Annotated in this window: 19 protein-coding genes, 6 tRNA genes and 2 pseudogenes; 10 read left to right on the top strand and 17 right to left on the bottom strand. The window is 73.0% G+C overall.

The genetic code is table 11. From position 1 onward, the window contains the following. Nucleotides 1-56 precede the first annotated feature (56 nt). Complete coding sequence (locus Q8A52_RS24405) at nucleotides 57-2,465, top strand: SCO7613 C-terminal domain-containing membrane protein (RefSeq protein ID WP_316755144.1); 2,409 nt, start codon at nucleotides 57-59, stop codon at nucleotides 2,463-2,465. A gap of 130 nt (nucleotides 2,466-2,595) precedes the next feature. Here Q8A52_RS24405 and Q8A52_RS24400 read toward each other — a convergent pair. The 3 genes and pseudogenes from Q8A52_RS24400 to Q8A52_RS24390 all read right to left on the bottom strand — a co-directional run. After that, nucleotides 2,596-2,988: pseudogene (locus Q8A52_RS24400) on the bottom strand (ABC transporter substrate-binding protein); the annotation flags it as partial. A gap of 275 nt (nucleotides 2,989-3,263) precedes the next feature. Further along, nucleotides 3,264-3,335, bottom strand: a tRNA-Val gene (locus Q8A52_RS24395). 63 nt (nucleotides 3,336-3,398) lie between these two features. Continuing rightward, nucleotides 3,399-3,851 carry a TIGR02611 family protein gene (locus Q8A52_RS24390; RefSeq protein WP_316755142.1) on the bottom strand — a complete coding sequence of 151 codons (453 nt, stop codon included), beginning with the start codon at nucleotides 3,849-3,851 and terminating at the stop codon, nucleotides 3,399-3,401. Nucleotides 3,852-4,042: 191 nt separating this feature from the next. Here Q8A52_RS24390 and Q8A52_RS24385 point away from each other — a divergent pair, with 191 nt between their 5' ends. Beyond that, a complete protein-coding gene (locus tag Q8A52_RS24385) occupies nucleotides 4,043-4,456 on the top strand; it encodes an SsgA family sporulation/cell division regulator (RefSeq protein ID WP_004002642.1) in 414 nt (137 codons plus the stop codon). A gap of 273 nt (nucleotides 4,457-4,729) precedes the next feature. Beyond that, a complete protein-coding gene (locus Q8A52_RS24380) occupies nucleotides 4,730-5,290 on the top strand; it encodes a CGNR zinc finger domain-containing protein (RefSeq protein ID WP_316755140.1) in 561 nt (186 codons plus the stop codon). A gap of 83 nt (nucleotides 5,291-5,373) precedes the next feature. Here Q8A52_RS24380 and Q8A52_RS24375 read toward each other — a convergent pair whose 3' ends face one another. After that, nucleotides 5,374-5,526, bottom strand: coding sequence for a hypothetical protein (locus tag Q8A52_RS24375; RefSeq protein WP_263206696.1), 153 nt, complete (start codon nucleotides 5,524-5,526; stop codon nucleotides 5,374-5,376). 190 nt (nucleotides 5,527-5,716) lie between these two features. Continuing rightward, nucleotides 5,717-6,151: a hypothetical protein gene (locus Q8A52_RS24370; RefSeq protein WP_316755137.1), complete on the bottom strand. Its 435-nt coding sequence runs from the start codon at nucleotides 6,149-6,151 to the stop codon at nucleotides 5,717-5,719. Nucleotides 6,152-6,375: 224 nt separating this feature from the next. Here Q8A52_RS24370 and Q8A52_RS24365 point away from each other — a divergent pair, with 224 nt between their 5' ends. Continuing rightward, nucleotides 6,376-6,903 carry a DsbA family protein gene (locus Q8A52_RS24365; protein WP_316755135.1) on the top strand — a complete coding sequence of 176 codons (528 nt, stop codon included), beginning with the start codon at nucleotides 6,376-6,378 and terminating at the stop codon, nucleotides 6,901-6,903. Nucleotides 6,904-6,905: 2 nt separating this feature from the next. On the opposite strand, the gene Q8A52_RS24360 is transcribed toward Q8A52_RS24365, so the two are convergent. From Q8A52_RS24360 to Q8A52_RS24350, 3 genes are all read right to left on the bottom strand, one after another. Continuing rightward, nucleotides 6,906-7,730 carry a GNAT family N-acetyltransferase gene (locus tag Q8A52_RS24360; protein ID WP_316755133.1) on the bottom strand — a complete coding sequence of 275 codons (825 nt, stop codon included), beginning with the start codon at nucleotides 7,728-7,730 and terminating at the stop codon, nucleotides 6,906-6,908. 73 nt (nucleotides 7,731-7,803) lie between these two features. Next, nucleotides 7,804-8,625, bottom strand: coding sequence for an aminotransferase class IV (locus Q8A52_RS24355; protein ID WP_316755132.1), 822 nt, complete (start codon nucleotides 8,623-8,625; stop codon nucleotides 7,804-7,806). Next, nucleotides 8,622-9,674, bottom strand: coding sequence for a chorismate-binding protein (locus Q8A52_RS24350; protein ID WP_316755129.1), 1,053 nt, complete (start codon nucleotides 9,672-9,674; stop codon nucleotides 8,622-8,624). Before Q8A52_RS24350 ends, Q8A52_RS24355 begins: the two co-directional genes overlap by 4 nt. A gap of 177 nt (nucleotides 9,675-9,851) precedes the next feature. On the opposite strand from Q8A52_RS24350, the gene Q8A52_RS24345 reads away from it, so the two are divergent. The 5 genes from Q8A52_RS24345 to Q8A52_RS24325 all read left to right on the top strand — a co-directional run bounded on the left by Q8A52_RS24345 (nucleotide 9,852) and on the right by Q8A52_RS24325 (nucleotide 10,300). Next, nucleotides 9,852-9,924: transfer RNA gene (locus Q8A52_RS24345), tRNA-Gly, on the top strand. A gap of 38 nt (nucleotides 9,925-9,962) precedes the next feature. After that, nucleotides 9,963-10,036: transfer RNA gene (locus Q8A52_RS24340), tRNA-Cys, on the top strand. Between the two features lies 1 nt (nucleotide 10,037). Further along, a tRNA-Val gene (locus Q8A52_RS24335) sits at nucleotides 10,038-10,109 on the top strand. Between the two features lie 35 nt (nucleotides 10,110-10,144). Beyond that, a tRNA-Val gene (locus Q8A52_RS24330) sits at nucleotides 10,145-10,216 on the top strand. Nucleotides 10,217-10,228: 12 nt separating this feature from the next. Continuing rightward, a tRNA-Val gene (locus Q8A52_RS24325) sits at nucleotides 10,229-10,300 on the top strand. Nucleotides 10,301-10,353: 53 nt separating this feature from the next. On the opposite strand, the gene Q8A52_RS24320 is transcribed toward Q8A52_RS24325, so the two are convergent. The 4 genes and pseudogenes from Q8A52_RS24320 to Q8A52_RS24305 form a co-directional block, all read right to left on the bottom strand. Further along, nucleotides 10,354-10,656: a TFIIB-type zinc ribbon-containing protein gene (locus Q8A52_RS24320; protein WP_316755127.1), complete on the bottom strand. Its 303-nt coding sequence runs from the start codon at nucleotides 10,654-10,656 to the stop codon at nucleotides 10,354-10,356. An 80-nt stretch (nucleotides 10,657-10,736) separates the two neighbouring features. Next, nucleotides 10,737-11,852, bottom strand: a complete 1,116-nt coding sequence (locus Q8A52_RS24315) for a phosphotransferase (RefSeq protein ID WP_316755125.1) — start codon at nucleotides 11,850-11,852, stop codon at nucleotides 10,737-10,739. A gap of 243 nt (nucleotides 11,853-12,095) precedes the next feature. Further along, nucleotides 12,096-12,287 (bottom strand): hypothetical protein, encoded by a 192-nt coding sequence (locus Q8A52_RS24310; RefSeq protein ID WP_316755123.1) that lies wholly within the window; start codon nucleotides 12,285-12,287, stop codon nucleotides 12,096-12,098. A 203-nt stretch (nucleotides 12,288-12,490) separates the two neighbouring features. Next, nucleotides 12,491-12,791 (bottom strand): annotated as a pseudogene (locus Q8A52_RS24305) (hypothetical protein). 196 nt (nucleotides 12,792-12,987) lie between these two features. On the opposite strand from Q8A52_RS24305, the gene Q8A52_RS24300 reads away from it, so the two are divergent. After that, the gene (locus Q8A52_RS24300) at nucleotides 12,988-14,322 is read left to right on the top strand and encodes a serine/threonine-protein kinase (RefSeq protein ID WP_316755121.1); all 1,335 of its coding nucleotides are present in this window, start codon (nucleotides 12,988-12,990) and stop codon (nucleotides 14,320-14,322) included. Nucleotides 14,323-14,543: 221 nt separating this feature from the next. On the opposite strand, the gene Q8A52_RS24295 is transcribed toward Q8A52_RS24300, so the two are convergent. From Q8A52_RS24295 to cbiE, 5 genes are all read right to left on the bottom strand, one after another. Then, complete coding sequence (locus Q8A52_RS24295; RefSeq protein WP_408649242.1) at nucleotides 14,544-14,975, bottom strand: NUDIX domain-containing protein; 432 nt, start codon at nucleotides 14,973-14,975, stop codon at nucleotides 14,544-14,546. 11 nt (nucleotides 14,976-14,986) lie between these two features. Beyond that, nucleotides 14,987-15,805 carry a TrmH family RNA methyltransferase gene (locus Q8A52_RS24290; protein WP_316755119.1) on the bottom strand — a complete coding sequence of 273 codons (819 nt, stop codon included), beginning with the start codon at nucleotides 15,803-15,805 and terminating at the stop codon, nucleotides 14,987-14,989. Between the two features lie 63 nt (nucleotides 15,806-15,868). Then, entirely contained in the window at nucleotides 15,869-17,113 is a 1,245-nt protein-coding gene (gene cobA, locus Q8A52_RS24285; protein ID WP_316755117.1) for a uroporphyrinogen-III C-methyltransferase, read from the bottom strand. Nucleotides 17,114-17,257: 144 nt separating this feature from the next. Beyond that, nucleotides 17,258-21,265, bottom strand: coding sequence for a nicotinate-nucleotide--dimethylbenzimidazole phosphoribosyltransferase (gene cobT / locus Q8A52_RS24280; protein ID WP_316755115.1), 4,008 nt, complete (start codon nucleotides 21,263-21,265; stop codon nucleotides 17,258-17,260). A 395-nt stretch (nucleotides 21,266-21,660) separates the two neighbouring features. Beyond that, complete coding sequence (cbiE, locus tag Q8A52_RS24275; RefSeq protein ID WP_316755113.1) at nucleotides 21,661-22,878, bottom strand: precorrin-6y C5,15-methyltransferase (decarboxylating) subunit CbiE; 1,218 nt, start codon at nucleotides 22,876-22,878, stop codon at nucleotides 21,661-21,663. Nucleotides 22,879-22,886 lie beyond the last annotated feature (8 nt).

The following is a 22,886-nucleotide window of genomic DNA, read 5'->3' as shown; positions in this document are numbered from 1 at the left end:
CGTTCTGAGTACGCGCACTCATGCCGGGTGACGTGACGCGGACCACACTCCAGGGCATGACGTACCTCCCGCCCCCGGCCGAGGAGCTGCGGCTCATCGATGCGGAGCTGTGGCAACTCGACGCCCGCCGGGCCCAGTTGCTGGCCCGCCGCGCCCGGCTGGTCGCCGCCCTGCACCGACCGGTGCCGCCGATGCCCCTCGCGCCGCCGCGCCCCGAGACCTCCGCGCCGCGCGTACAGAACGTGCTGCTCCTTCTCGGCGGTGTGCTCCTCACCATCGCGGCGGTGGCGTTCACGCTGGTCAGCTGGGGGCATCTGGGCATCGCCGGGCGGGCTCTGGTGCTGGGCGCGGTCACGCTGGCCGCGCTCGCGGCGCCGGTGCCGCTGCTGAAGCGGGGGCTCGGGTCGACGGCCGAGTCGGTGGCGGGTCTGGGTCTCGCGCTGACCGTGCTGGATGCGTACGCGCTGCACGAGGTGGCGTTCCCCGGCACGGGCGGCACGGCCTACGCGGCGCTCGCCGCGGCGGCACTGGCGGGGCTGTGGGCGGCGTACGGGCTGCTGCCGGTGACGGCACTGCTGCGCTCGCCCGTCCCCGCAGCGCTGCTATCGGCCCAACTCCCGCTGCTTCTCTGGGCGATGGCGGTGGGCGCGGGCCCGTACCGCATCGCGTCGGCGCTCCTGGCGACGGCCGGATTCGACACGGTCGTGGCACTCCTGAGCACCGCCAAGGCCGTCCGCCTCGTCGCCGCCCTCGGCGCGTGCGGTACGGGCGGCCTCGGCGCGTGGACGGCCGGCTGGCTCTCCTGGGACGCAGCCGGCCCGAGCGCCGCCGCCCGTGCGGCGGCGCTCCTCGCCCTCGCGGCGGTGATCGCGCTCGGCGCCGCACGGCGCCTGGAGCAGCCGGTCAACGCCGCGGGTGGCGCTGTGGTGGGAGGTCTGCTGCTGGTGACGGCGTGCGGCAGCCTCCTGCGTGTGACACTGCCGGAGGATTGGACGGTCCCCGGCCATCTGGTCTGCGGAGTCGCTCTGTTGGCGGCCGTTCGAGCTCCGCTCCCCGAGCCCGTACGCCGTGGTCTTCTCCTGGCCTCGGGCGGTGTCCAGGCCCTGGCGCTGCTGTGGGCCGCCCCGTTGGTCGCCGTCACCCTCCTGGGCCCCGTCGACTGGGCGACGCACGCCTGGTCCGGTGCCCCGTCCGACGCGCGCGCCACGGTGACGGCGGACGCGCCGTGGCCGCCGCACGCGGTGGCGGTGCCGGTCGTCCTCGCGGTGGTCGCCGCCGTACTGGCCCTGGCGGTTCGCGACACGACCTGGCGCCCCCGGGCCCTCATGGGCGCCCTGACCCTGGCGTGGGCCACGGTTCTCGTGCTCCCGGCGGTGCTCGAACTGCCGTATTCCGCCGGGCTGTCGATCCAGGGAGCCACGACCGCGGCAGCCCTGCTGGCTACCGGATCCCTGCGCCGCCACGCCCCCACGCGGGAGCCCGACCGCCCGACCGCGCAGCCGACCTCCTCCCTGTCCGCTCAGGTGACCGCCCTGGTCCTGGCCCTCCTCGCCTCCTTCGCCGTCTCCTTCGGCGCGCTCGCGACACGGACGGCGACCTTGACCGTGCTCTGCGCCCTGACTGCGCTGTTCGCGGGGGCGTCCCTCATCTCGCGTCTCGCCCCGGTCACAGCCCCCGCCGCGCTCGGCCATGCCACCGCGCTCGCCGCCGCCACGGGCGCCGCGGCCGGCTGGCAGCCGTCGCACACGGCCCTGCTCGTCCTGGCGGTGCCCGTGGCCGCCGCGTTCCTCGCCACGCGTCTCGGCGACTCCCCGGCGTCCGTCCCGGTGGAGGCGGCGGGAGCGGCGGCCGGCCTGCTCGCGACCGGGCTGGCCCTCGCCGACCCGCCGATGCTGGCCCTGGTGCTCGGCCTGTGCGGAGTGATCACCGCGGCCGTGGCGGTCCGCCCCGCCCGCCGCCCCGTCGGCTATGCGTCCGCCGCTCTGTTCGTCCTGGCAGCCTGGGTGCGTCTGGCGTCCTGGGATGTCCTGGCCCCCGAGGCGTACACCCTCCCGGTCACGCTCCCGGCGCTGTTCATCGGCGTACTGCGCAGGCGGCACGATCCGCGGACGTCGTCCTGGACGGCGTACGGCCCCGGACTCGGCGCCGGCTTGCTGCCGAGCCTCGCCGCCGCCTGGGGCGACCCGCACTGGACCCGTCCGCTGCTGCTGGGCACGGCGGCACTCCTGCTCACCCTGCTGGGCGCCCGGCACCGACTGCAGGCGCCGCTCGTGCTCGGCGGCGGTGTGCTCACCCTGGTCACGCTGCACGAACTCGCCCCGTATCTCGTCCAGATGGCGGGCGCGGTTCCCCGCTGGGTGCCCCCCGCCCTCGCCGGACTGCTGCTGCTCGCGCTCGGCGCGACGTACGAGCAGCGCATCCGGGACGTCCGGCGGGTGCGGGAGGTCCTGGGGAAGATGAACTGAGCGCCTACGACGGCACCAGCTCGCCACACTGCCCGCGACCAGCGTGGCCGGGCCGGTCAGCTGCCCCGTCTTCCCCGGCGAGGACTCCGAGTAGCCGCCGGAGCTGCAGAACTTCGTCCTGACGCGCCTTGACGTACACGCCGAGCTGCTTGCCGTCCAGCTCCCCGGTCTTGATGACACCGGCGCGGAAGTGATCCAGGCTCAGATTGCCTGCCTGCACCTGGGGCTTCAGGTCGAGAAGAATGCCTCTCCTGTCGTACTTCGAAGAAATCCGACGGCATTTGGAAAACGTCCGGCGGATTTCCGCCCGCGGCCTGCGTCTGAAACTTCTCCCAGAAGGAGAGACACGTCCGGAAGTCGGTCTTGACCTTGATCTTCGGATACTTCTTCCCGAAGAGCGCGATGCCCTGATTGATCTTTTTCGCCGCTCCTCGGCACCCCACCCCGAGTAACGGATCGTCACTGCCCACCCCGTCGTGCCGGCGAGCCCGAGCGCGGCCGCCGACACCCCGGCCGCCTTCAGGAGGAGTCAGGCCCTCCCTGCGTGTCACCGCCACACGCATGAACCGTTTCAAGCAAGCCTTGCTGACGCGGCCTGGGGGAACCGGGAGCGATGGGAAGCTTTGGGCCATCCCGGAGCCGCTGGACCCGGCAGTTCGACGCTCGCAGCCGGCCCGGATCGTCCATGCCCCAGTCGCTACCCGCGGAGCGGACGGAGAGCAGTTCCGCCGGAGGCGAGCCGGCCCAGGACGAACGACGGCCCGCCTGCAGTGATGCAGGCGGGCCGTCGGTTCCGGGTGGGCGATACTGGGTTCGAACCAGTGACCTCTTCGGTGTGAACGAAGCGCTCTCCCACTGAGCTAATCGCCCGGGCGCAGGAAGAACATTACCCCATGTCAGGGGGTGCCTCCGACCAGCGCCGACCGGTGCGGATCACTGGTCCTTGATCTTCCAGGGCATCACGACGCCGAACTTCCAGACGTAGATCCCGACGAGGACGGCCACGCCCACCACGCCGATCACCGTGAGGGTGATGTTGCGCCGACGGACCTTCGGGTCCAGCGCCTTCTGTGCCGCCTCGGTGACCTTGCGCTTGGTCCAGCGGAGCACCAGCTGGGCCCAGACGAACTCGGTGGCCCAGATCGCCAATCCGCCGAAGATCACCACCCAGCCGGGTCCGGGCAGCGGCAGCATGATGATGCCGGCGACCACGACCGCCAGACCGACGACGAAGACTCCGACCTGCCAGCTCACGTGCAGGGCGCGCCGCGCCTTGATGAACTCCGGCGCCTTGGATCCGAGCCCGCGCTCGAGGTGCACCCCGTCTGCCTCCGCCTCGCCGGACGCCACCGCGACGTCGCTCGAGTCGTTACTCCCCGTATCCATACGGCCAAACCCTACCCGAGTGAAACCGGTCACCGGAATGGTCGTACCTCGCGTACTGGTTCTCGGCCGGAAGAGTTACGTAAAGACACGCAAAACACTCAGAGGGGTTTACAACGGCACCGTAGGTGGCATGTCGATTTCGCCGACGTGCGAATCCCCGAGCGCACACTGAGCGAAAGGCCCTGGCGCTTATGAACACCACGGTCAGCTGCGAGCTGCACCTGCGCCTCGTTGTGTCGAGCGAGTCCTCCCTGCCTGTCCCCGCAGGCCTGCGGTACGACACGGCCGACCCCTACGCCGTGCACGCCACCTTCCACACCGGAGCCGAGGAGACCGTCGAGTGGGTGTTCGCCCGCGACCTCCTCGCAGAGGGTCTGCACCGGCCCACAGGCACCGGCGACGTCCGCGTCTGGCCGTCCCGCAGCCATGGTCAGGGCGTCGTGTGCATCGCCCTGAGCTCCCCGGAAGGGGAAGCCCTGCTCGAGGCCCCTGCGCGGGCCCTGGAGTCCTTCCTGAAGCGGACGGATGCCGCCGTGCCCCCCGGCACGGAACACCGGCACTTCGATCTGGATCAGGAGCTCTCGCACATCCTGGCGGAAAGCTAGGTCGCGGCCACTCGAAGCCGCCCGGCGCCGTCCACTCGGGGAGACGGCTCGGGCCCAAGACAATCGCATACGGGATGCGCACCGGCGCCGTCACCGTGGGTTTCCGCGGGGGCGGCGCCGGTGTGCGCGGGCGTCCGGCGTCCGGCGCCCGCGGTCACGGAGCGTGCTCCTGGGAACCCCTTCGGCCACGGGAACGTTCTACCGACAGCCAGCCACTACCATCGGCCAGCATCGGCGGGCGCCCGCCCGACCCCCCAGGCCAGGGAGCGAAACGTGCTGATCACCCACGACACCCGGTGCGCCCTCGACACCGTGGTGGATCTGGTGAACACCGTGCCGGAGGACGACACGACGGCGGACGGACTGCCGGATGTCGCAGCCCTCGAACATTTCGTACGAACGCACAAAATAAGTGATGTCGGGATCCTGTCCGAGTTCGATCTGTCGGCGGTGCGCAAGATCCGCGGACGGTTCGCGGGGATCTTCGCGGCCCCGGACGCCAGGTCCGCGGCCGGCCTGATCAACGAACTGGTCGCCGCCGCGGGCACAACGCCCCGGCTGACGGACCACGACGGCTACGACTGGCACGTGCACTACTTCGCCCCCGGAGCCTCCGTGGCCGACCACCTCGCGGCCGACTGCGGAATGGCACTGGCCTTCTTCGTGGTCGCCGGGGAGCAGGAGCGGCTGCGGCGCTGCGAGGCCCCCGACTGCCGGCGCGCCTTCGTCGATCTCTCCCGGAACCGCTCGCGCCGCTACTGCGACAGCCGCACCTGCGGGAACCGGCTGCACGTGGCCGCGTACCGGGCGCGACGCAAGGAGGCGGCGGGCTGATCGCCCGGCCTGTCTTCTCGATACGGGACACCTCGGTGCCGACGCCCGTCCCGGCGGGTGGCGCCGGGAGGGGCGTGTACGGCTCAAAGCCACAGCAGGTCGTGCAGCGCGGCCATGAGGAGCAGACACCCGATCACCGCTAGGAAGATCATCAGCGGTGGCTGGGAAAGGGCGAAGAGGCATCCACGCGGCTCGTCCTTCGGCGGCGCGGCATCGCTCTGTGTCGTGTCCAGCATCTCGCGGGCGATGATGGCCCAGGGGACGCCTCCCGCGCGATCAACACGCCCGTTAAATGCGGGAGTTCGCCGAATTCCGTGATCTCCGGTCCGGTTCCGGTCCAGCCATGATCACTTCCGGGCACGGTCTCGACGCACTGTGTCGTTTCAGTGCATCACGCGACCGGCATATGCGGTGCTTCCTGAACCGTCATATGCCGTGCTTCTTGAGGATGGCCTCGATGTCGCTGAAGTCGTCCGCGGAGCCGGTGGCCCGGGGCGCGGCCGTCGGCCGGGTCGCCGGACCGAGGGAGGGCGCGGAGGCCGTCGGGGCCACCGCCGTCTCGCTCCGGCCACCGCGAGCGGCCTTGCGCTCCGCACGGGTGCTCCCACGCCGGCGTTCGACGGCGCGTGTGGTCGCGAGCAGGGCCCAGGCCCCGCCCAGCAGGCCGAAGCCCGCCCAGGCCGTGGGGCTGAACGCGGTGTCGGCCAGCCAGCCGACGACACCGGTCATCACCAGGCCGACGGGGATGAGCGAGTAGGCCGCGATCCGGGCAGCCGCCAGGAACCGCTTGCGGTAGGCGGTGACCACCGCGATGCCCAGGCCGGCCGCGGACACGGCGGAACAGACGGTCTCGGCAATCATCCGGTCCTCCTGGCGGGCTCGGTCGGGCGGGACCGAAGAGCAAGGCGCGCTCGCGGAAGAGCACGGTGCGCTTCGTCCCTTCCATCCTGCACCGCCCGGTACCCGCGATGCCATGGTCGGGTCCGACATCAGGGACATCTCCGGGTCGCGTCCTCCCCAGGTGCCGGTCGCCGTCGTACGGTCCCGATTCGGCCCCCGGAGGCTCGCCTGGGAGACTGGTGCCCATGAGCGACTCCTCCCCCGCACCCACCGGCACCCCCGTTCCCGTACTCGACGTGTGGTGCGAACTCCAGTGCCCGGACTGCCGCAGCGCCCTGGACGACCTGCACGCCCTGCGCGCCCGCTACGGCGACCGGCTGGAGCTGCGGCTGCGGCACTTCCCGCTGGAGAAGCACAAGCACGCCTTCGCCGCCGCGCAGGCCGCCGAGGAGGCTCTGGAGCAGGGGAAGTCCTGGGAGTACGTGGAGGCCGTGCTCGGCCGGGTCGAGGAACTGGACCGCAAGGGAGAACCCTTCCTGGTCGAGGTGGCCGGCGAACTCGGTCTGGACGCCGAGGAGTTCGACACCGCGCTGATCGACGGGCGGCACATCCTGATCGTCGACGCCGACCAGGCCGAGGGCAAGGCGATCGGCGTGACGGGCACCCCGACCTATGTCATCGGCGGCGAGCGCCTCGACGGCGGCAAGAGCCAGGAGGGGCTGCGCGAGCGCGTCGAGGAGATCGCGGACCGGCTGCTGGCCGAGCAGGACTGACCTCAGAGCAGGTTCTTGTACATCGAGTACGACGTCGGCACGTATCCCAGCGACTCGTACAGCCGCTCGGCCGGTGTGTTGCCGGCGAAGACATTGAGGCCCAGGACGCGCTTTCCGGCGGCGATCGCCCGGGCCTCGGCCAGCAGCATCAGCGAGCGTCCGTGGCCTCGGCCGCGGGCGTGCTCGTCAGCCTCGACGTCGTAGACGTACGCCGAGTCCCCGGCGAGCGACACCCACAGGGTCCCGACCCTGACTCCCTCCTGCTCCAGCACGCTCACCAGCATGTTCTCGGTCGCAAGGCCCTGGGGCAGCAGCTGCGCGTGGTCGTGTTCCGACTTGGCCCGCGCCTCGGCCTCGGGTACACCGCGGTCGATCCAGTCCTGCGCATACTCCGCGAGCTTGCGCGCGAGCCAAGGCCCGTACTCGGCCTCGGTCATGGGTCTGCCCCGGCTGCCCGCGGGCAGTCCGGGCGGTGTGTCGCCGAGCGCCTTCTGCATGCCGCGATTGCGGTGGACGTAGCCGAGCGCCGTGGCGAGCCGCAGCGCGCCCTCGGCCTCGGCGGGCACCGATACCTCGACACGCTTGCAGCCCCAGCCACGCACCACCTCCTCGGCGGCGAGCGCGGCCACCGCGCCCCGGCCGCGTCCGCGGTCGGGCTCCTCGATGCGCAGATCGTCGATCCGGGCGACGGACGGCCCGAAGACGGGGTGCGTGGAGAGGTGCACCACACCGACGGGACGGCCGTTCACGCACACCTGGAAGTGGCGCGACAGCACCCCGTCGGCGGCGCGCTGAAGCGGCTCGGTCGGCCGCAGGGTAGTGGTCATCACGGGTGTTCTACCCGTTCCCGGGTCCCGGAGCAGCCCAATATCCGGGGCCTTGCGGGAGCGTCAGGGCCGCTCAGGGATCGAGGTCGTCCCCGGACCGCTCGTCGAAGATCCGCATCGCCTTGGCGGTCACCGGGCCCGGCGCGCCGGGCAGTTCGCGGGCGTCGACGCGGTGCACGGCCTGGACGTCGCGCAGGGTGGACGTGAGGAAGACCTCGTCGGCGCGCTCCAGGACGTCCAGCGGCAGGTCGGTCTCCTTCGCGCCGGTCCACTCGACGGTCAGCGCGCGGGTGATGCCGGGAAGGCAGCCGGAGGCGATCGGCGGGGTGTGGATCTCGCCGTCGAGGACGACGAAGACGTTCGAGCCCGTGCCCTCGCAGAGCTGCCCGACCGTGTTGGCGAACAGCGCCTCGGAAGCGCCCTGTTGGCCGGCCCGGGCGAGGGCGACGACGTTCTCGGCGTACGAGGTCGTCTTCAGGCCGGTCAGCGCGCCCCGCTCGTTGCGGGTCCAGGGGACGGTGATCACGGCGGTGGAGTCGGCGCGGCGGCCGGTCTCGCCGAGGGCGACCACCAGGGTCGGGCCGTGCTCTCCGCGGTCGGAGCCGAGGGGGCCGTGACCGCCGGTGTAGGTGATGCGCAGCCGGCCCAGCGGCATCGGGTTGGCCTCCAGGACGGCGGCGCAGGCGCGGCGCACCTCGTCGTGGTCGGGGTCGGGCAGCCCCAGTCCCCGGGCCGAGCGGGTCAGCCGGTCCAGATGGCGGGTGAGCGCGAACAGCTTCCCGTCGGTCGCCTTCACCGTCTCGAAGATGCCGTCGCCCACGGTCAGCCCGTGGTCGAAGACGGAGACGCGGGCGGATTCGATGTCCTGCAGCCCGCCGTCCAGCCAGATCTTCACCCGAGACCCCTTCCACTCTCGTCGTACGTACCCGACGCTACCGCGAGCAGCCGGGACGCCTTCAGCTCGGTCTCCCGCCACTCCCCCTCGGGGTCGGATCCCCAGGTGATGCCGGCGCCGGTGCCGAAGCGCAGTGTCGCCGCGCCCCGGGCGGACCGGTCGATCCAGAAGGTGCGGATGCCGACGGCCAGCTCGCCGGTGCCCCGGTCGGCGTCCACCCAGCCGATGCCGCCGCAGTACGGGCCGCGGGGCGCCGTCTCCAGGGCGTCGATGATCCGCAGGGCGCTCGACTTGGGCGCGCCGGTGACGGAGCCGGGCGGGAAGGCGGCGGCGAGCAGTCCGGGCCAGCCCGCGCCGTCACGGAGCTCGCCGCGGACCGTGGACACGAGGTGGACCAGGCCGGGGTGCTTCTCCACGGCGCACAGGTCGGGGACGGTCACGCTGCCGGTGGCGCAGACCCGCCCGATGTCGTTGCGGACCAGGTCCACGATCATCACGTTCTCGGCGTAGTCCTTCTCCAGGAGATCCGCCTCGGTACGCCCGGTGCCCTTGATCGGCCCGGACTCGACGATCAGTCCGTCACGGCGCAGGAAGAGCTCGGGCGAGGCGGTGGCGATCTCCACCCCGTCCCCGGGCAGCCGAATCGTTCCCGCGTACGGCGCCGGGTTGCCGCGGGCCAGCAGTGCGGTCAGGGCGTCCACGTCGGCGTCCGGGGCGACCGGTGCCGAGAGCACACGGCAGAGGTTGGCCTGGTAGACCTCGCCGGCCGCGATGTACTCGCGTATCCGGTGCACGGCCGCGATGTACGCCGCGCGGTCGAGGGACGACGTCCAGTCGCCGGTGGCCGGGCCCCGCCACCGGCCCGGCACCGGGGCGGGCACCGGCTCCTCCCGTACGTCCGCGAAGCGGGCACAGGTCAGCCGCCCCTCGAAGTCCGCGCAGACCGCCCAGAAACCGGAGGAGTCCAGGGCCGCGGGATCACTGGTGACGTCGAGGAGGCCGGTGGCGACGCGGTCGCCGAAGCGGGCAAGAGGAGCAAGGTCGAGCACGGGGTCGAGTCTATGGCGGGTGTCGTGAGGGTGGCCCGGGCATGTCCCGCTGGTGCCCTGACCACGTCCTTCGGCGGGTGCAACGCAGCACGCTGCGCAAACGCGTTTTTGTGCTGGCCGGGGAATCCGCTAGAGTTCAACACGTCGCCGGGACGCGGAAGCGGACCGAAACGACAAGCGGACGTAGCTCAGTTGGTAGAGCGCAACCTTGCCAAGGTTGAGGTCGCGAGTTCGAGCCTCGTCGTCCGCTCGAAGGAACCAGGGGTCTTCCCGATCCCCTACACTCCTGGTGGAGTGGCCGAGAGGCGAGGCAACGGCCTGCAAAGCCGTCTACACGGGTTCAAATCCCGTCTCCACCTCCAAGGACGATTAGCTCAGCGGGAGAGCGCTTCCCTGACACGGAAGAGGTCACTGGTTCAATCCCAGTATCGTCCACTGATCCGCAAGGATCTTGATCCGCAAGGATCCCCGCGCGATTAGCTCAGCGGGAGAGCGCTTCCCTGACACGGAAGAGGTCACTGGTTCAATCCCAGTATCGCGCACGCAGTACTCCCGGACGATTAGCTCAGCGGGAGAGCGCTTCCCTGACACGGAAGAGGTCACTGGTTCAATCCCAGTATCGTCCACACACCGGAGCCCCCGGCCGTCTCGTACGGCCGGGGGCTCCGTCGTGCGTGGCTCAGCTGGAGAACAGCATGTGGCCGAAGCTCTTGTGGCGGTGGTGGCCGCCGTGACCGCCGTAGTGGCCACCGTGGTGACCACCGTGCGGGGCGCCCCAGGCCGGGGCGGCCGGGGTGGCCGGGTACGCCTGCGGGGCGGCCGGGGGCGGCGGGGCGGGCTGCGACCACTGGGACTCCAGGCGAGTCAGCGCCTCGAGCTCGCCGTAGTCGAGAAAGATGCCGCGACAGCCGCTGCACTGCTCGATCTGGACGCCGTTGCGGTTGTAGGTGTGCATCGGCGCATGACACTTCGGACACTGCATGGTCGGCTCAACTCCTCGCCGGTAGGTCCTGCTTCGTGTTTCCCCAGGACAGACTCAGTCCGGCCCCGGTCGGTTGCACCCTACTTCGTGAACCCGTGCGACAACTCGGGCGGTACGGAACCCATTCGGTCACAGGCGTCGACCAGGGACTGCTCCACCTCGTCCAGGGGGCGGCCGGCCGCGAGCGCTTTCGTGACAAATAGGGCGGCGGTCTGTGCGGTGAGGGCACGGGCCGGAACGTCCAGGGCCGGCCAGGGGTCGCCGTCCGTGGGCACGGCCGGGCCGCCGGCCGCACGGTAGGCGGTCAGGAAGCGGGTCCACTCGTCGGGCGGGAGGAGTCCGCAGGCGTACCAGGCGGCGGGCCGCGCGAGATCCCAGGCCGGGACTCCCACGCCGAGGTCGTCGACGTCGATGAGCCGCCAGGGACCGTCCGGGGACGGGTGCCGTACCAGCTGGCCGAGGTGCAGGTCGCCATGGCAAAGGGCCGGGGTGCCGGGCATGGCGGCCTCGGCACGGGCCCAGGCCGGGAGCGCCGCCCAGGCCCGCAGTATCGGGGGTACGGCGGGGTGGGGGGCCGGTGCCGCGACGAGGGCCGCCCGGAGGCGGCCGATCGCGCGCGCGGCCTTTGCGGGGCCGCGCATGGGAGGCAGGGGCAGGGCGGTGGCGGTACTGGTGGCGGTGGCGCTGCCCGCGAGGGTCGCCGCCACCGGGCTCCGAGGGGCAGGGACGGCGGGGGGCTCGGTGGGAAGGTCGCACCGGGTGCCGGAAGTTCCGGTGGCGGAACCTCCGGTGGCGGAAGTTCGCTCAACAGGGGCGAAGTCGGTGGCCGGGATGCGATGGAGGCGGGCGAGCAAGGTGGCCGCGGCCTCCCAGGGGGCCGCGTCCGGGTCGTCCGGGTTCACGGGGGTGCCGTACGGCCAGAAGGTCACGAGGCGGTCGTGCAGGGCGACGGGGGCCGGGGTCAGCGGGGGAAGGAGGATGTCCGGGTGGCGGGCGGCCACGGTGAGCCGGAGGGCCAGCTCGGCGGGGTCGGTGCGCGGGGCGTGGGCCTTCACGACGGTGTCGGCATGGCGGACGACGGTGGCGTCGGGACGGTCGGCGAGGGTGACGGTCGCGCCGCAGGCACAGGGGGCTCCGCCGGGGTGGGCCGCGGCTGTGGCCTTCGCGGTCAGCTGCGGCAGTACGTCTGCGGTCACGGGGTTCCCTGAATGCGTGCGGCTGTGTCCGGCGAGCGTACGCGGCTGCGGAGCGCCGTGCCGTGCCCGAGCCGGCGCCGTCCCCTCGAAGGAGCTCGACGCCGGCTCGGGCGCGCAAAAGCAATGCCGGCGCAGCTCCCCAGCTGCGCCGGCATTTGTGCCGTCCGCCGCACCCCCGTCCCCACGGGGTTTCATGGGTGGATGTCCCCGCCCGGACCGCTCTTCCGGGCCTGGGGTCGCCGCTCAGCGCCCCAGCATCACGCCCACGGACGACGCCTGTGTGGCCACTGTCTCCCAGCCGTCGAAGACGAGGAGGAGCAGGGCCGCCAGGGGAAGGGCCATGATCGTCGCCACCAGGGGGTGGCGGCGGCCCGTGCGGCGGGGCGCTGGGCGCCCGTGCGTGCGGATCAGTGTCCGCGGTGCCGTCAAGGCCATGGTCCCTCTCCTGACCGTCTCGGTTGTCATTGGCAGCGGCGGGTGTCTGACCTCGGGGGACGAGTGCTGCACCCGCCGCTTGACCTCAAATCTAGGCTCGTGGCGCCCACCGGGCGTCATGCCTTCGTACCGAATCGCGGGCCTCCCGGAGGATGAGCCATGACCTGCGGAGTACTCCCCTGGGTGGAGACGAGGTCCTAGGTCTAGGGGTCTTCCCTGAGGGGTCGCCCGGTGTGTCCGGGCTTTTCCGAGCTGTCCTCGCGGGGGCACCGGCTGCGCCACGAGGGCCAGGACCCGGTTCGCCATGAAGCGGGCCGTACGGACGACGGAGCCTCCCCCACTGCCTGAAGGGCGTGGGGGGACCCCCAGCGTGACTTCGCTCACTTCCATGACACCTCGGCGTACCGCCGTCTCCACCCGCCGGCCCGCTCTGCTCGCCGCCACTTCGTAGGTGCGCGTCGTGTCGCCGGCATCCACGACTATCTCCACGCGGTCACCCTTCACGGGTTCAATCCCCGTTCTGCGACAGGTGGTTGAGGTCACAGCAAGGTCAAGCCCGCCCCGATCGCGGGCTTCCTGACCACCCTTCAAGTCTCCCACCCGGCACTGACAATCCTTGGGGCCGAGAGGGCGCGGCCTCTGCGCGCAGGCGGCCGCGGAAACGTAAGCTGTGCCACGTCACACGGACCGGGCAGCGGGGATGAACATGGCGATGATGCGCCTGAGGCGCGAGGACCCGCGCGTCGTCGGCTCGTTCAGGCTTCACAGACGGCTGGGCGCGGGCGGGATGGGCGTTGTCTACCTGGGTTCCGACAAGAAGGGGCAGCGGGTCGCCCTGAAGGTCATCCGGCCTGATCTGGCGGAGGATCAGGAGTTCCGGTCGCGCTTCGCCCGTGAGGTCTCGGCGGCACGGCGGATCAGGGGTGGGTGTACGGCGCGGCTCGTCGCGGCGGATCTCGACGCGGACCGGCCGTGGTTCGCCACACAGTACGTGCCCGGCCCGTCCCTGCACGACAAGGTCGCCGACGAGGGAGCACTCGGTGCGGCGGAGGCAGCCGCGATCGGTGCCGCCCTGTCCGAGGGACTCGTCGCGGTGCACGAGGCCGGGGTCGTGCACCGGGACCTGAAGCCGTCCAACATCCTGCTGTCCCCGAAGGGGCCGCGGATCATCGACTTCGGCATCGCCTGGGCGACGGGGGCCTCGACGCTCACGCACGTCGGCACGGCGGTGGGCTCTCCCGGGTTCCTCGCGCCCGAGCAGGTGCGCGGTGCTGCGGTCACTCCCGCCACGGACGTGTTCTCGCTGGGCGCGACCCTCGCATACGCCTCGACCGGTGACTCGCCCTTCGGGCACGGCAGTTCCGAGGTGATGCTGTACCGCGTGGTGCACGAGGAGCCGCACCTGCACGGCGTACCGGACGCGCTCGCCCCGCTGGTACGGGCATGTCTGGCGAAGGATCCCGAGGAGCGGCCCAGCACGCTCCAACTCTCCCTCAGGCTCAAGGAGATCGCGGCCCGCGAGGCCCAGGGCCTGTCCGACGTACGGCCGCCCACGCCTCGGCCCGGCGAGGTCGACCGGCCCACCGGTCGGCTCACCGACAACCACCCGGAGCAGCAGCGCACACTACGACGTCCGCAGCCGTCCCCGAGCTCGACCCCCGCACCGCGCGGCGGCACCCCCGCACGGGGCGGCACCCCCTCGCGCGGCGGCGGTGCCCAGTCGCGGGGCGGATCCCGGCCGACCCCGGCGGCCCGCAATACGACACGGTCCGGCAGCGGCAGCCGACCCGCCCCCCGCAGCGGCACCGGCCGCCCGGGACCGCGCGCCACCGGGACCGGACGACGGCCGGCCAATCCGCGGCTGCTGCGGCAGCGGCTGTTCGTGTTCGTCGTGGTGACCCTGCTGGTCGCCCTCGGCATCGCGACGGCCCAGGGCTGTCAGGGACCGTCGCGGGGGCTCGGCGGTGTGGGGGGAACCGTGTCGCCGCGGCACGCGCACGTGCATGCGCCACCGCCGGAGGTCAGGGCGGCCTGAGAAGGCTGTGCGCCCTGGGCCTGTGCCCCGACCCGCCGGACCAGGGCCGGCACGGGGCAGCTGTGCGGACGACCACCTGGACCGGGATGCGGGCAGCCGCGTCGCCGGGCCGCCCACTCGGAGCTCGGCCGGACGGTCGGCAGGCGTCACCCCCGGCCCTGGACCTGTCCGCGGCCGCCCGCGTCCTCACGCCCGCCATGCATCACGCGGGCAACCCCTGCTCAGGGAGCGGTGCGCCGGAGTTGCGGCAGGATCCGTTCGAAGAACTCGCGGTCACCGTCGAAGACGGGGTCCAGGTGCAGGTACTCCTCCGCTGTCACCCAGCGCAGGTCGGCGACCTCGCCGGGGTCGGGGACCGGGTCGGCGGTGCCGGGGTCCGCGGTCCACCAGTGGAGGCGGAAGGTGCCGTCGTCGGTCACCGACTCCCAGACCTTCTCCCCCGCGGTCACCTCGAGGCCGACCTCCTCGCGGACCTCGCGCACGAGCGCCTCCGCCTGTGTCTCGCCCGGTTCGAGCCTGCCGCTGAGGGGCGCCCAGTAGCCGGAGCGCTCGGCGGCCGGGCCGCGGCGGATGACCAGCACCCGGTCACCGCGCGGGAGGACCGCGACGATCGCGTCCCGCATGCCGGACCCCGCGAGGCCGGGATGATCCAAACGACACCCCCCTAGGCCACGGGGCGGCCGGTGGCCACCGCGTAGAAGGCGACCGCGGCCGCAGCGCCCACGTTGAGGGAGTCGACGCCGTGGGACATCGGGATGCGTACCCATTCGTCGGCGGCGACCAGCGCCTGGGTGGACAGGCCGTCGCCCTCCGCGCCGAGCATCAGCGCCACCCGGTCCATCCGGTGCGGGGCGGCCTCGTCGAGGCTCTTCGCCTTCTCGTCCGGGGTGAGCGCGAGCAGCGAGAACCCGGCCTCGCGGACGGACTCCAGCCCCTTGGGCCAAGTGTCCAGGCGGGCATAGGGCACGGAGAAGACCGCGCCCATGGAGACCTTCACGCTGCGGCGGTAGAGCGGGTCCGCGCAGTCCGGGGAGAGCAGGACCGCGTCCATGCCGAGGGCGGCCGCCGAGCGGAAGATCGCGCCGATGTTGGTGTGGTCGTTGACGGACTCCATGACGACCACCCGGCGGGCGGAGCGGAGCAGTTCGGCCGCCGTCGGCAGCGGCTTGCGCTGCATCGAGGCGAGGGCGCCACGGTGCACGTGGTAGCCGGTGACCTTCTCTGCGAGCTCCGGGCTGACCGCGTACACGGGCGCCGGGAGCTCGTCGATGACGTCGCGCATGACGTCGACCCATTTGGCGGAGAGCAGCATGGAGCGCATCTCGAAACCGGCGTCCTTGGCGCGGCGGATGACCTTCTCGCCCTCCGCGATGAACAGGCCCTCGGCCGGTTCTCGCTTGCGGCGCAGCTCGACGTCGGTCAGGCCCGTGTAGTCGCGCAGGCGCGGGTCGTCGGGATCCTCAACGGTGATGAGATCGGCCACAGGGTGATACTGCCTTGTCCTGGGTGTGGTGCCAACGGCTCTGACGGGACAGGTTACCCGCGGTTACGCGGGCGGTGCCGGGACGGTCTGCGGGCCCACGCCGACGACCGCGCCGATGACGATGACCGCCGGCGGCTTCACGTCCTCGGCGCGTACGCTCTCGGCGACGGTCGCCAGGGTCGCGTCGACACGGCGCTGGGCGGCGGTCGTGCCCTCCTGGACCAGCGCGACCGGGGTGTCGGCGGACTTGCCGTGGGCGACCAGCGTCTCGGCGATCTTCCCGATCTTGTCGACGCCCATCAGGATCACCAGTGTGCCGGTGAGCTTGGCGAGCGACGGCCAGTCGACCAGGGAGCGCTCGTCGTCGGGCGCGACATGACCGCTGACCACAGTGAACTCATGGGCGACGCCCCGGTGGGTGACGGGGATGCCGGCCGCGCCCGGCACCGAGATCGAGCTGGAGATGCCCGGGACGACCGTGCAGGGGATGCCGGCCTCCGCGAGAGCCTGGACCTCCTCCATGCCCCGGCCGAAGACGAAGGGGTCGCCGCCCTTGAGGCGTACGACGGACTTGCCCTGCCGGGCGTGCTCGATGAGCGCGTTGTTGATGGCCTCCTGGGCCATGTAGCGGCCGTAGGGGATCTTCGCCGCGTCGATCACCTCGACGTGCGGCGGCAGTTCGGCGAGCAGGTCGCGCGGGCCGAGGCGGTCGGCGATGACGACGTCGGCCTCGGCGAGGAGACGGCGGCCACGGACCGTGATCAGGTCGGGGTCGCCCGGGCCGCCGCCGACCAGCGCCACTCCGGGCGTACGGGTGCGGTGGTGCGGGGCGACGAGGGTGCCGTCGCGCAGGCCCTCCACGACCGCGTCGCGGATGGCGGCGGTGTGGCGGGGGTCGCGACCGCGCGCGTCCGTGGTGAGCACGGCGACCGTGACGCCCTCGCTGTGACCGGTCGCCGGGGTCCAGGCGGTGGCCGCGTCGGCGTCGTCGGAACGGACGCACCAGACACGGTGACGCTCCGCTTCGGCGGAGGCCGCGGTGTTCGCCTCCGCGTCGCTGGTGGCGATCAGGGCGTACCAGGCATCGGCCAAGTCGCCGTCCGCGTACGGGCGCCGCTCCCAGACGATCTCGCCCGCGTCCGCCATCGCCTCCACCGAGGGCGTCGCCTCGGGGGACACGAGGACGATGTCAGCGCCCGCTGCGATCAGTGCGGGCAGGCGGCGCTGGGCGACCTGGCCGCCACCGAGGACGACCACTCGGCGGCCGGAGAGGCGGAGGCCTACGGGGTAGGCGGGGTGTTCGGCCATGAGGGGCGGCTCCTCGTAAAGGCAGCGGTGCGGTGGGCGCGCTGCGACTTCGGAGCGGCCCTGACGTGCGGATTTTAAGGTGCGGGCGGGACATGCGGCTCGGTGGTCCGATGACTGAACACCGGACCACCGCCGCCGTGCCGCCTACTTCTCGGTCACGCCGGCCGAATCGAACGTGGCCACCTCGTGCATCGCCCGTGCCGTGCTCTGTACCAGCGGCAGGGCGAGCAGTGCGCCCGTGCCCTCGCCGAGGCGCAGGTCGAGGTCGACCAGCGGGCGCAGGCCCAGCTTGTTGAGGGCGGCCACATGGCCGGGCTCGGCGCTGCGGTGGCCCGCGATGCAGGCCGCGAGGACCTCGGGGGCGATGGCGCGGGCCACCAGGGCGGCGGCTCCGGCGCTGACGCCGTCCAGGATCACCGGCGTACGCAGCGAGGCGCCGCCGAGGAGCAGGCCGACGATCGCCGCGTGCTCGAAGCCGCCGATCGCCGCGAGGACGCCGATCGGGTCGGCCGGGTCCGGCTGGTGGAGCTCGATGGCCCGGCGGACGACCTCGGTCTTGCGGGCCAGGGTCTCGTCGTTGATGCCGGTGCCACGACCCGTGACCTCGGCCGGGTCGGCGCCGGTGAAGACGGAGATCAGGGCCGCGGAGGCGGTGGTGTTGGCGATGCCCATCTCGCCGGTGAGCAGCGCCTTGTTGCCGGCCGCCACCAGGTCGCGGGCGGTCTCGATGCCCACCTCGATGGCCGCCTTGGCCTCCTCACGGGTCATCGCGGGACCGGTCGTCATGTCGGACGTGCCCGCGCGGACCTTGCGGGGCAGCAGACCGGGCGTGGCGGGCAGGTCGGAGGCCACGCCCACGTCGACGACGCAGACCTCGGCGCCCACCTGGTTGGCGAAGGCGTTGCAGACCGCGCCCCCGCCGAGGAAGTTGGCCACCATCTGGCCCGTGACCTCCTGCGGCCAGGGGGTGACGCCCTGGGCGTGCACCCCGTGGTCGCCGGCGAAGATCGCGACGGCCGCGGGCTCGGGGATCGGCGGCGGGCACTGCCGGGACAGCCCGGACAGCTGCGCGGAGATGATCTCCAGCATGCCGAGCGCACCGGCCGGCTTGGTCATCCGCTTCTGCCGCTCCCAGGCCTCGCCGAGCGCCTTGGCGTCCAGCGGGCGGATCCCGGCGACCGTCTCGGCGAGCAGGTCGTGCGGGTCCTCGCCGGGCAGCGCGCGACGGCCGTACGTCTCCTCGTGCACGACCCAGGACAGCGGACGCCGCTTCGACCAGCCCGCCTGCATCAGCTCGGGCTCGTCCGGGAACTCGTCGACATAACCGACGCACAGGTAGGCGATGACCTCCAAGTGCTCGGGCAGGCCGAGGGCGCGGACCATCTCGCGCTCGTCGAAGAAGCTGACCCAGCCGACGCCGAGGCCCTCGGCGCGGGCGGCGAGCCAGAGGTTCTCGACCGCGAGCGCCGCCGAGTACGGCGCCATTTGCGGCTGTGTGTGACGGCCCAGGGTGTGGCGGCCGCCGCGGGTCGGGTCGGCGGTGACGACGATGTTCACCGGGGTGTCGAGGATCGCCTCGATCTTCAGTTCCTTGAACTGCTTCGCCCGGCCCTTGGGCAGCGACTTGGCGTACGCGTCGCGCTGACGCATGGCCAGTTCGTGCATCGTGCGGCGGGTCTCGGCGGACCGGATGACGACGAAGTCCCAGGGCTGCGAGTGGCCGACGGAGGGCGCGGTGTGGGCGGCCTCCAGGACGCGCAGCAGCACCTCGTGCGGGATCGGGTCGTTGCGGAAGCCGTTGCGGATGTCGCGGCGCTCGCGCATGACCTTGAGGACGGCCTCGCGCTCGGCGTCGTCGTAGGCGGGCGCGGCCGAGCCGGTGGACTGTCGTGCTTCTGCCACTGCGGCCGTGCTCTCTTCCTGGTCGGCGGCCCTGGTCTCCAGGTCCTCCGCGTGCTGTACGACTTCGGGGCTGGGCTCCACGTCCGGCGCGGCCGGGACGGGCGCGGGTTCGGCCTCGCGGGGTGCGGGGACCATGGCCGCGGGCTCCTCCGGCGCCGCGGCGGGCGGCTCCTGGAGGGGGAGGATCAACGGCTGCGGCGGGGTCGGGGCCAGGTGCGGAGTGGTCGGCACCGATCCCTCGACGGGCACGAACTGGCCCAGGGGCTGGTCCGGGTGCGCCACCAGCGGGACACCACCCGGGAGGGAGTCGCCGGGGGCCACCTGCTCGGGGACGGCCGCGGCAGCGGGGGCGTCGGCCTCCGGCGCGGCTTCGGGAGCGCCTGCCTCGGTGGCGGCCTCGTCGGTCGCGGGCAGCGCGACGGCCGCGGGCGGCACGGACTGCGGCGCCTCGGCCACGACGGGCCCGGACGGCTGGGCCTGGGGCTGCGCGTGCGGCGCGGCCGGTTCGACCGCCGGCTGAGCCGCGTCGGCCTCCGGGCCGACGGGCTCCTGCGGCGGTACGGCGATGACGGCCGGGGCTTCCTCGGTGCGAGCGGAGTCGGCCGCGACGGCCTGCGGCTCCTGGCCGGGCTCGGGCTGCTGCGCCTCTTCGGCAGGCGGCTGCTCGCTCACGGGCCCGACGGCCTGCGGCGTCTCGTCGGCAGCGGGGTGCGCGGGCTCGAGTGCCTGGGCGACGGCGTCCGGCTGCGTGGGCTGGGTATCCGCAGGCACCGGGGTGCCCGCGGCGGGCGTCGCAACGGTGGCGCCGGTGGGCGCGGTCGGTACGGCGTCCGGGGCGGACACGATCGCCTCGGCCTCCGGCGTCTCCTGGACGACGGCGACGGGCTCGGGTGCCTGGACGGCCTCGGCGGCGGAGGCCGGGCCGGGCACGCCGGGCTGCGCCGGTCCCGCCCCGGCGACGGGCGCGACGGGGGCGACGGGGGTAACCGGGGCGACGGCCTGAGCCGGCGGCACGGCGACCTGGACACCGGGTACACCGGCGGCGGGCGTCTGAGTCCGAGCCCCCTCGGCCTCCGTGAGCTGCGCCCCCTCGGCCTGCGGGAACTGCGGGCCTTCGGCCTGCGGAAACTGCGGGCCTCCGGGCGCCTGGCCCTGCGGGACCTGCGGGAACTGCGGCCCTTCCGGGGCCTGCTCCTCGAGGACCGGCGCGTCCTGTGCCTCGGCGCCCTCCGCGCCTTGAGGGACGACGGGGCCCTGGGCACCGTCCGGAGCCCCGGCGACCCGCGCGGCCGCGGCCTCCTGCTCGCCGGTTCCGCCGGGCACCTGCGCGCCCGCTGAAGGCTGGGCGGCCTCCGCGCCCTGGCCACCCTCGGCGCCCGGCGCGGCCGCCGGACCCTGAGCCGGTCCGGTCTCCTGCGCGGCCGGTGCGCCGTACACCCCGTCGTGTCCGTGCACGGGCTGCATCCCGTCGTGTCCGTGCACGGCCTGCGGACCCTCTGGTGCGGCGCCCTGGACGGACACCGCCGCATCCGCCGGAGCGGCGGCGGTCGCGAAGCCCGGCGCGGGCGTCGGCTCCGCCGTACCGCCCACGGCGGCCTCCGTGGCGAGCCGGGCCACGGCCGCCTGAGCCGCGCCGGGTAGGCCGACGGCCGGTTCAACAAGCGGAGTCACCGCCTCCGCGACCGGGGCCGGAGAGCCCCCCTGTGCCGCGGGGGCCTGCGCCGCGCCCCAGGGGGCCGCGCCCTGCGGGGCCACCTCGGGCAGCGCCTGGACGTCGAGGTACTCGGGGCCGGTGGTCGGCGGGCCGGGCTGTCTCACGGGCGCGCCCGCAGGACCGCGGTCGGCGAGCGAGCGGACCGGGCTGGCCGAGGCGTTGGGGATCGGTGGGCCCATGTGCAGCGGGCGGCGCGGGGTCGCGGCCTGGTCGTGCGGGGCCGAGAGGATCGGGGACGGCGGGACGGACACGGGCGAGTCGGGCAGGCGGACGCCGCCGAGGTCGACGGAGCCGCTGTCGCGCCCGGAAGCCTCATGCGGTCCCGGCTGGTGCACGGCCTCGACGACCGGCTCCGGGGCGGGCGGCGGCACCTCGTTGCCCCATGCGCTCTGGGCGCCCGGCATGAGCAGGTCTTCGTCCTCGACGGTGGTCTCGGAGAGGTAGGTGTACATGCCGTGCGCGGGAACGCCTGGCTGTTCCACCCTGCCTGCGCTCTCCGGCAGTCCCTCGCCCGGGACCTGGCCGGTGTCCGTCATGCGTACCCCTCGCCCATCGGTTAGTGCTTCTACGACCAGCTCACCCGGAACGGCGCACCGACCGCCCCGCAGTGAAGAACGAGCGTGCGTGCCCAGCGGCACGAACGACCGTCCCACAAAAGGCGACAAAGCCATTCGGTGGCATTGTCGCGGTCGTTCCACCGTCGCGACAGCTTGATCCGCGACAGCCCGCTGTGGACTGCGCCACGTTGCGCGTCCTCCGGTTCTGCCGTACCACACCCACCCCAAAACGGGCATGTTTTCCGGACATTGACGAACGAAGTTCCGGGCCACCTGGAGCGGTACAACGATCGGCCAGCCTACCGCGCGCAGTACGACAACAGGATCACGGGGCGCGATCCGGCAGTGCCCACCCGTCGCCCGAGCACCACCCCTCAGCGAGGCGCTTCGCGCCGCAGCAATTCCCCTGTGAGCAGGAACGCAACGTTCCGCTCCGTCTCCGTCCAGCCTCGTGTCTCGAGCTCGACGGACTGCATCAGGGCGCACTCGACCCGGTAGCCGTGCTCGGTCAGATCGCGGCCGACGAGTTCGGCCGCGTCGCGGGTCGCGGCGTGCGTGACGATGCGCTGCGGGCGGCGGTCGGCGACCGCGGAGACCACGGCCGCTCCCCCACCGCCGACGCGGACGACGTCCGGTTCGGGCAGGTTCTCCAGGACGTGCGGGGCGGTGCCGTGCACGATCTGGAGCTGCACGCCGAAGTGACGCGCGGCGGCCTCGGTGCGGGCGCACGCCTCCGGGTTCCGGTCGACGGCGAGCACGGCGGCACCGGCGCGCGCGGCCTCGGTGGCGAACGCGCCGCCGCCGCAGCCGATGTCCCAGACGAGGTCGCCGACGCGCGGTCCCAGCCGGGCGAGTTGGGCGGCCCGGAGCAGCTCCGTCTCGCCCTCGCCGAGTCCGCCGCCGTAGGCCTCGTCGGGCAGCACCCAGCCGCGCGGACCCGTGCCGGGGTCGCGTCCGGCGATCCAGCCGCCGCCCTCGCCGGCACCGACCGGTCCGCCGATGACGATGACGACGTTCGGGTCGCGCCAGGTGTGGTCGGCGGCCTTGTCGGAGGTGACGACGGTGACCTGTTCGCGCTCGGTGCCGAGTTCCTCGCAGATGACGAAGGTGCGGTGGACCCCCTCCAGGAGCAGCCCGAGTTCGGCGGGGCCGGCGCCGGGTGAGGTGAGTACGGCGACCTTGGTGTGGGCCCGGCACACATTCACCGCGCGGCGCAGGGTGCGCCGGTGCGCGACGACCACCTGGGCGTCGTCCCAGGGCATTCCGGCACGGGCGAAGGCGGCGGCCACGGAGGAGACGGCGGGGACGACCTCGACCTCCAGGCCGAACTCGGGCGCGCGCAGGGTCCGTACGACACCGAAGAAGCCGGGGTCGCCGTCGGCGAGCACCACCGCCGTTCCACGGTGGGCGGCGATACGGCGGGCGGCGAGGGCGACACTGCCGAGGCGGAGGCGTTCGGCGGCGTGGGGCACCTCGGGGAGCGCCAGATGGTGGGCCGCGCCCGCGACGAGGGTGGCGGCGCCCAGGGCGCCGCGGGCCGCGGCGGTCAGCGGTGAACCGTCCCAGCCGATCACCGTGACGCGGTCGGCCATCGTCGTCA

The sequence above is a fragment of the Streptomyces herbicida genome, assembly GCF_032656585.1.
Taxonomy (GTDB): domain Bacteria; phylum Actinomycetota; class Actinomycetes; order Streptomycetales; family Streptomycetaceae; genus Streptomyces; species Streptomyces herbicida.
Note: the sequence above shows the minus strand (reverse complement) of the source record. Positions and strands in the feature narration are given on the sequence as shown.

Coding starts and splice junctions, on each gene's coding strand:
- Q8A52_RS24405 (WP_316755144.1), top strand. CDS start 57: ATGACGTACCTCCCGCCCCCGGCCGAGGAGCTGCGGCTCATCGATGCG.
- Q8A52_RS24390 (WP_316755142.1), bottom strand. CDS start 3,851: ATGGATACGGGGAGTAACGACTCGAGCGACGTCGCGGTGGCGTCCGGC.
- Q8A52_RS24385 (WP_004002642.1), top strand. CDS start 4,043: ATGAACACCACGGTCAGCTGCGAGCTGCACCTGCGCCTCGTTGTGTCG.
- Q8A52_RS24375 (WP_263206696.1), bottom strand. CDS start 5,526: ATGCTGGACACGACACAGAGCGATGCCGCGCCGCCGAAGGACGAGCCG.
- Q8A52_RS24370 (WP_316755137.1), bottom strand. CDS start 6,151: ATGATTGCCGAGACCGTCTGTTCCGCCGTGTCCGCGGCCGGCCTGGGC.
- Q8A52_RS24365 (WP_316755135.1), top strand. CDS start 6,376: ATGAGCGACTCCTCCCCCGCACCCACCGGCACCCCCGTTCCCGTACTC.
- Q8A52_RS24360 (WP_316755133.1), bottom strand. CDS start 7,730: ATGACCACTACCCTGCGGCCGACCGAGCCGCTTCAGCGCGCCGCCGAC.
- Q8A52_RS24320 (WP_316755127.1), bottom strand. CDS start 10,656: ATGCAGTGTCCGAAGTGTCATGCGCCGATGCACACCTACAACCGCAAC.
- Q8A52_RS24310 (WP_316755123.1), bottom strand. CDS start 12,287: ATGGCCTTGACGGCACCGCGGACACTGATCCGCACGCACGGGCGCCCA.
- Q8A52_RS24300 (WP_316755121.1), top strand. CDS start 12,988: ATGAACATGGCGATGATGCGCCTGAGGCGCGAGGACCCGCGCGTCGTC.
- cobA (WP_316755117.1), bottom strand. CDS start 17,113: ATGGCCGAACACCCCGCCTACCCCGTAGGCCTCCGCCTCTCCGGCCGC.
- cobT (WP_316755115.1), bottom strand. CDS start 21,265: ATGACGGACACCGGCCAGGTCCCGGGCGAGGGACTGCCGGAGAGCGCA.
- cbiE (WP_316755113.1), bottom strand. CDS start 22,878: ATGGCCGACCGCGTCACGGTGATCGGCTGGGACGGTTCACCGCTGACC.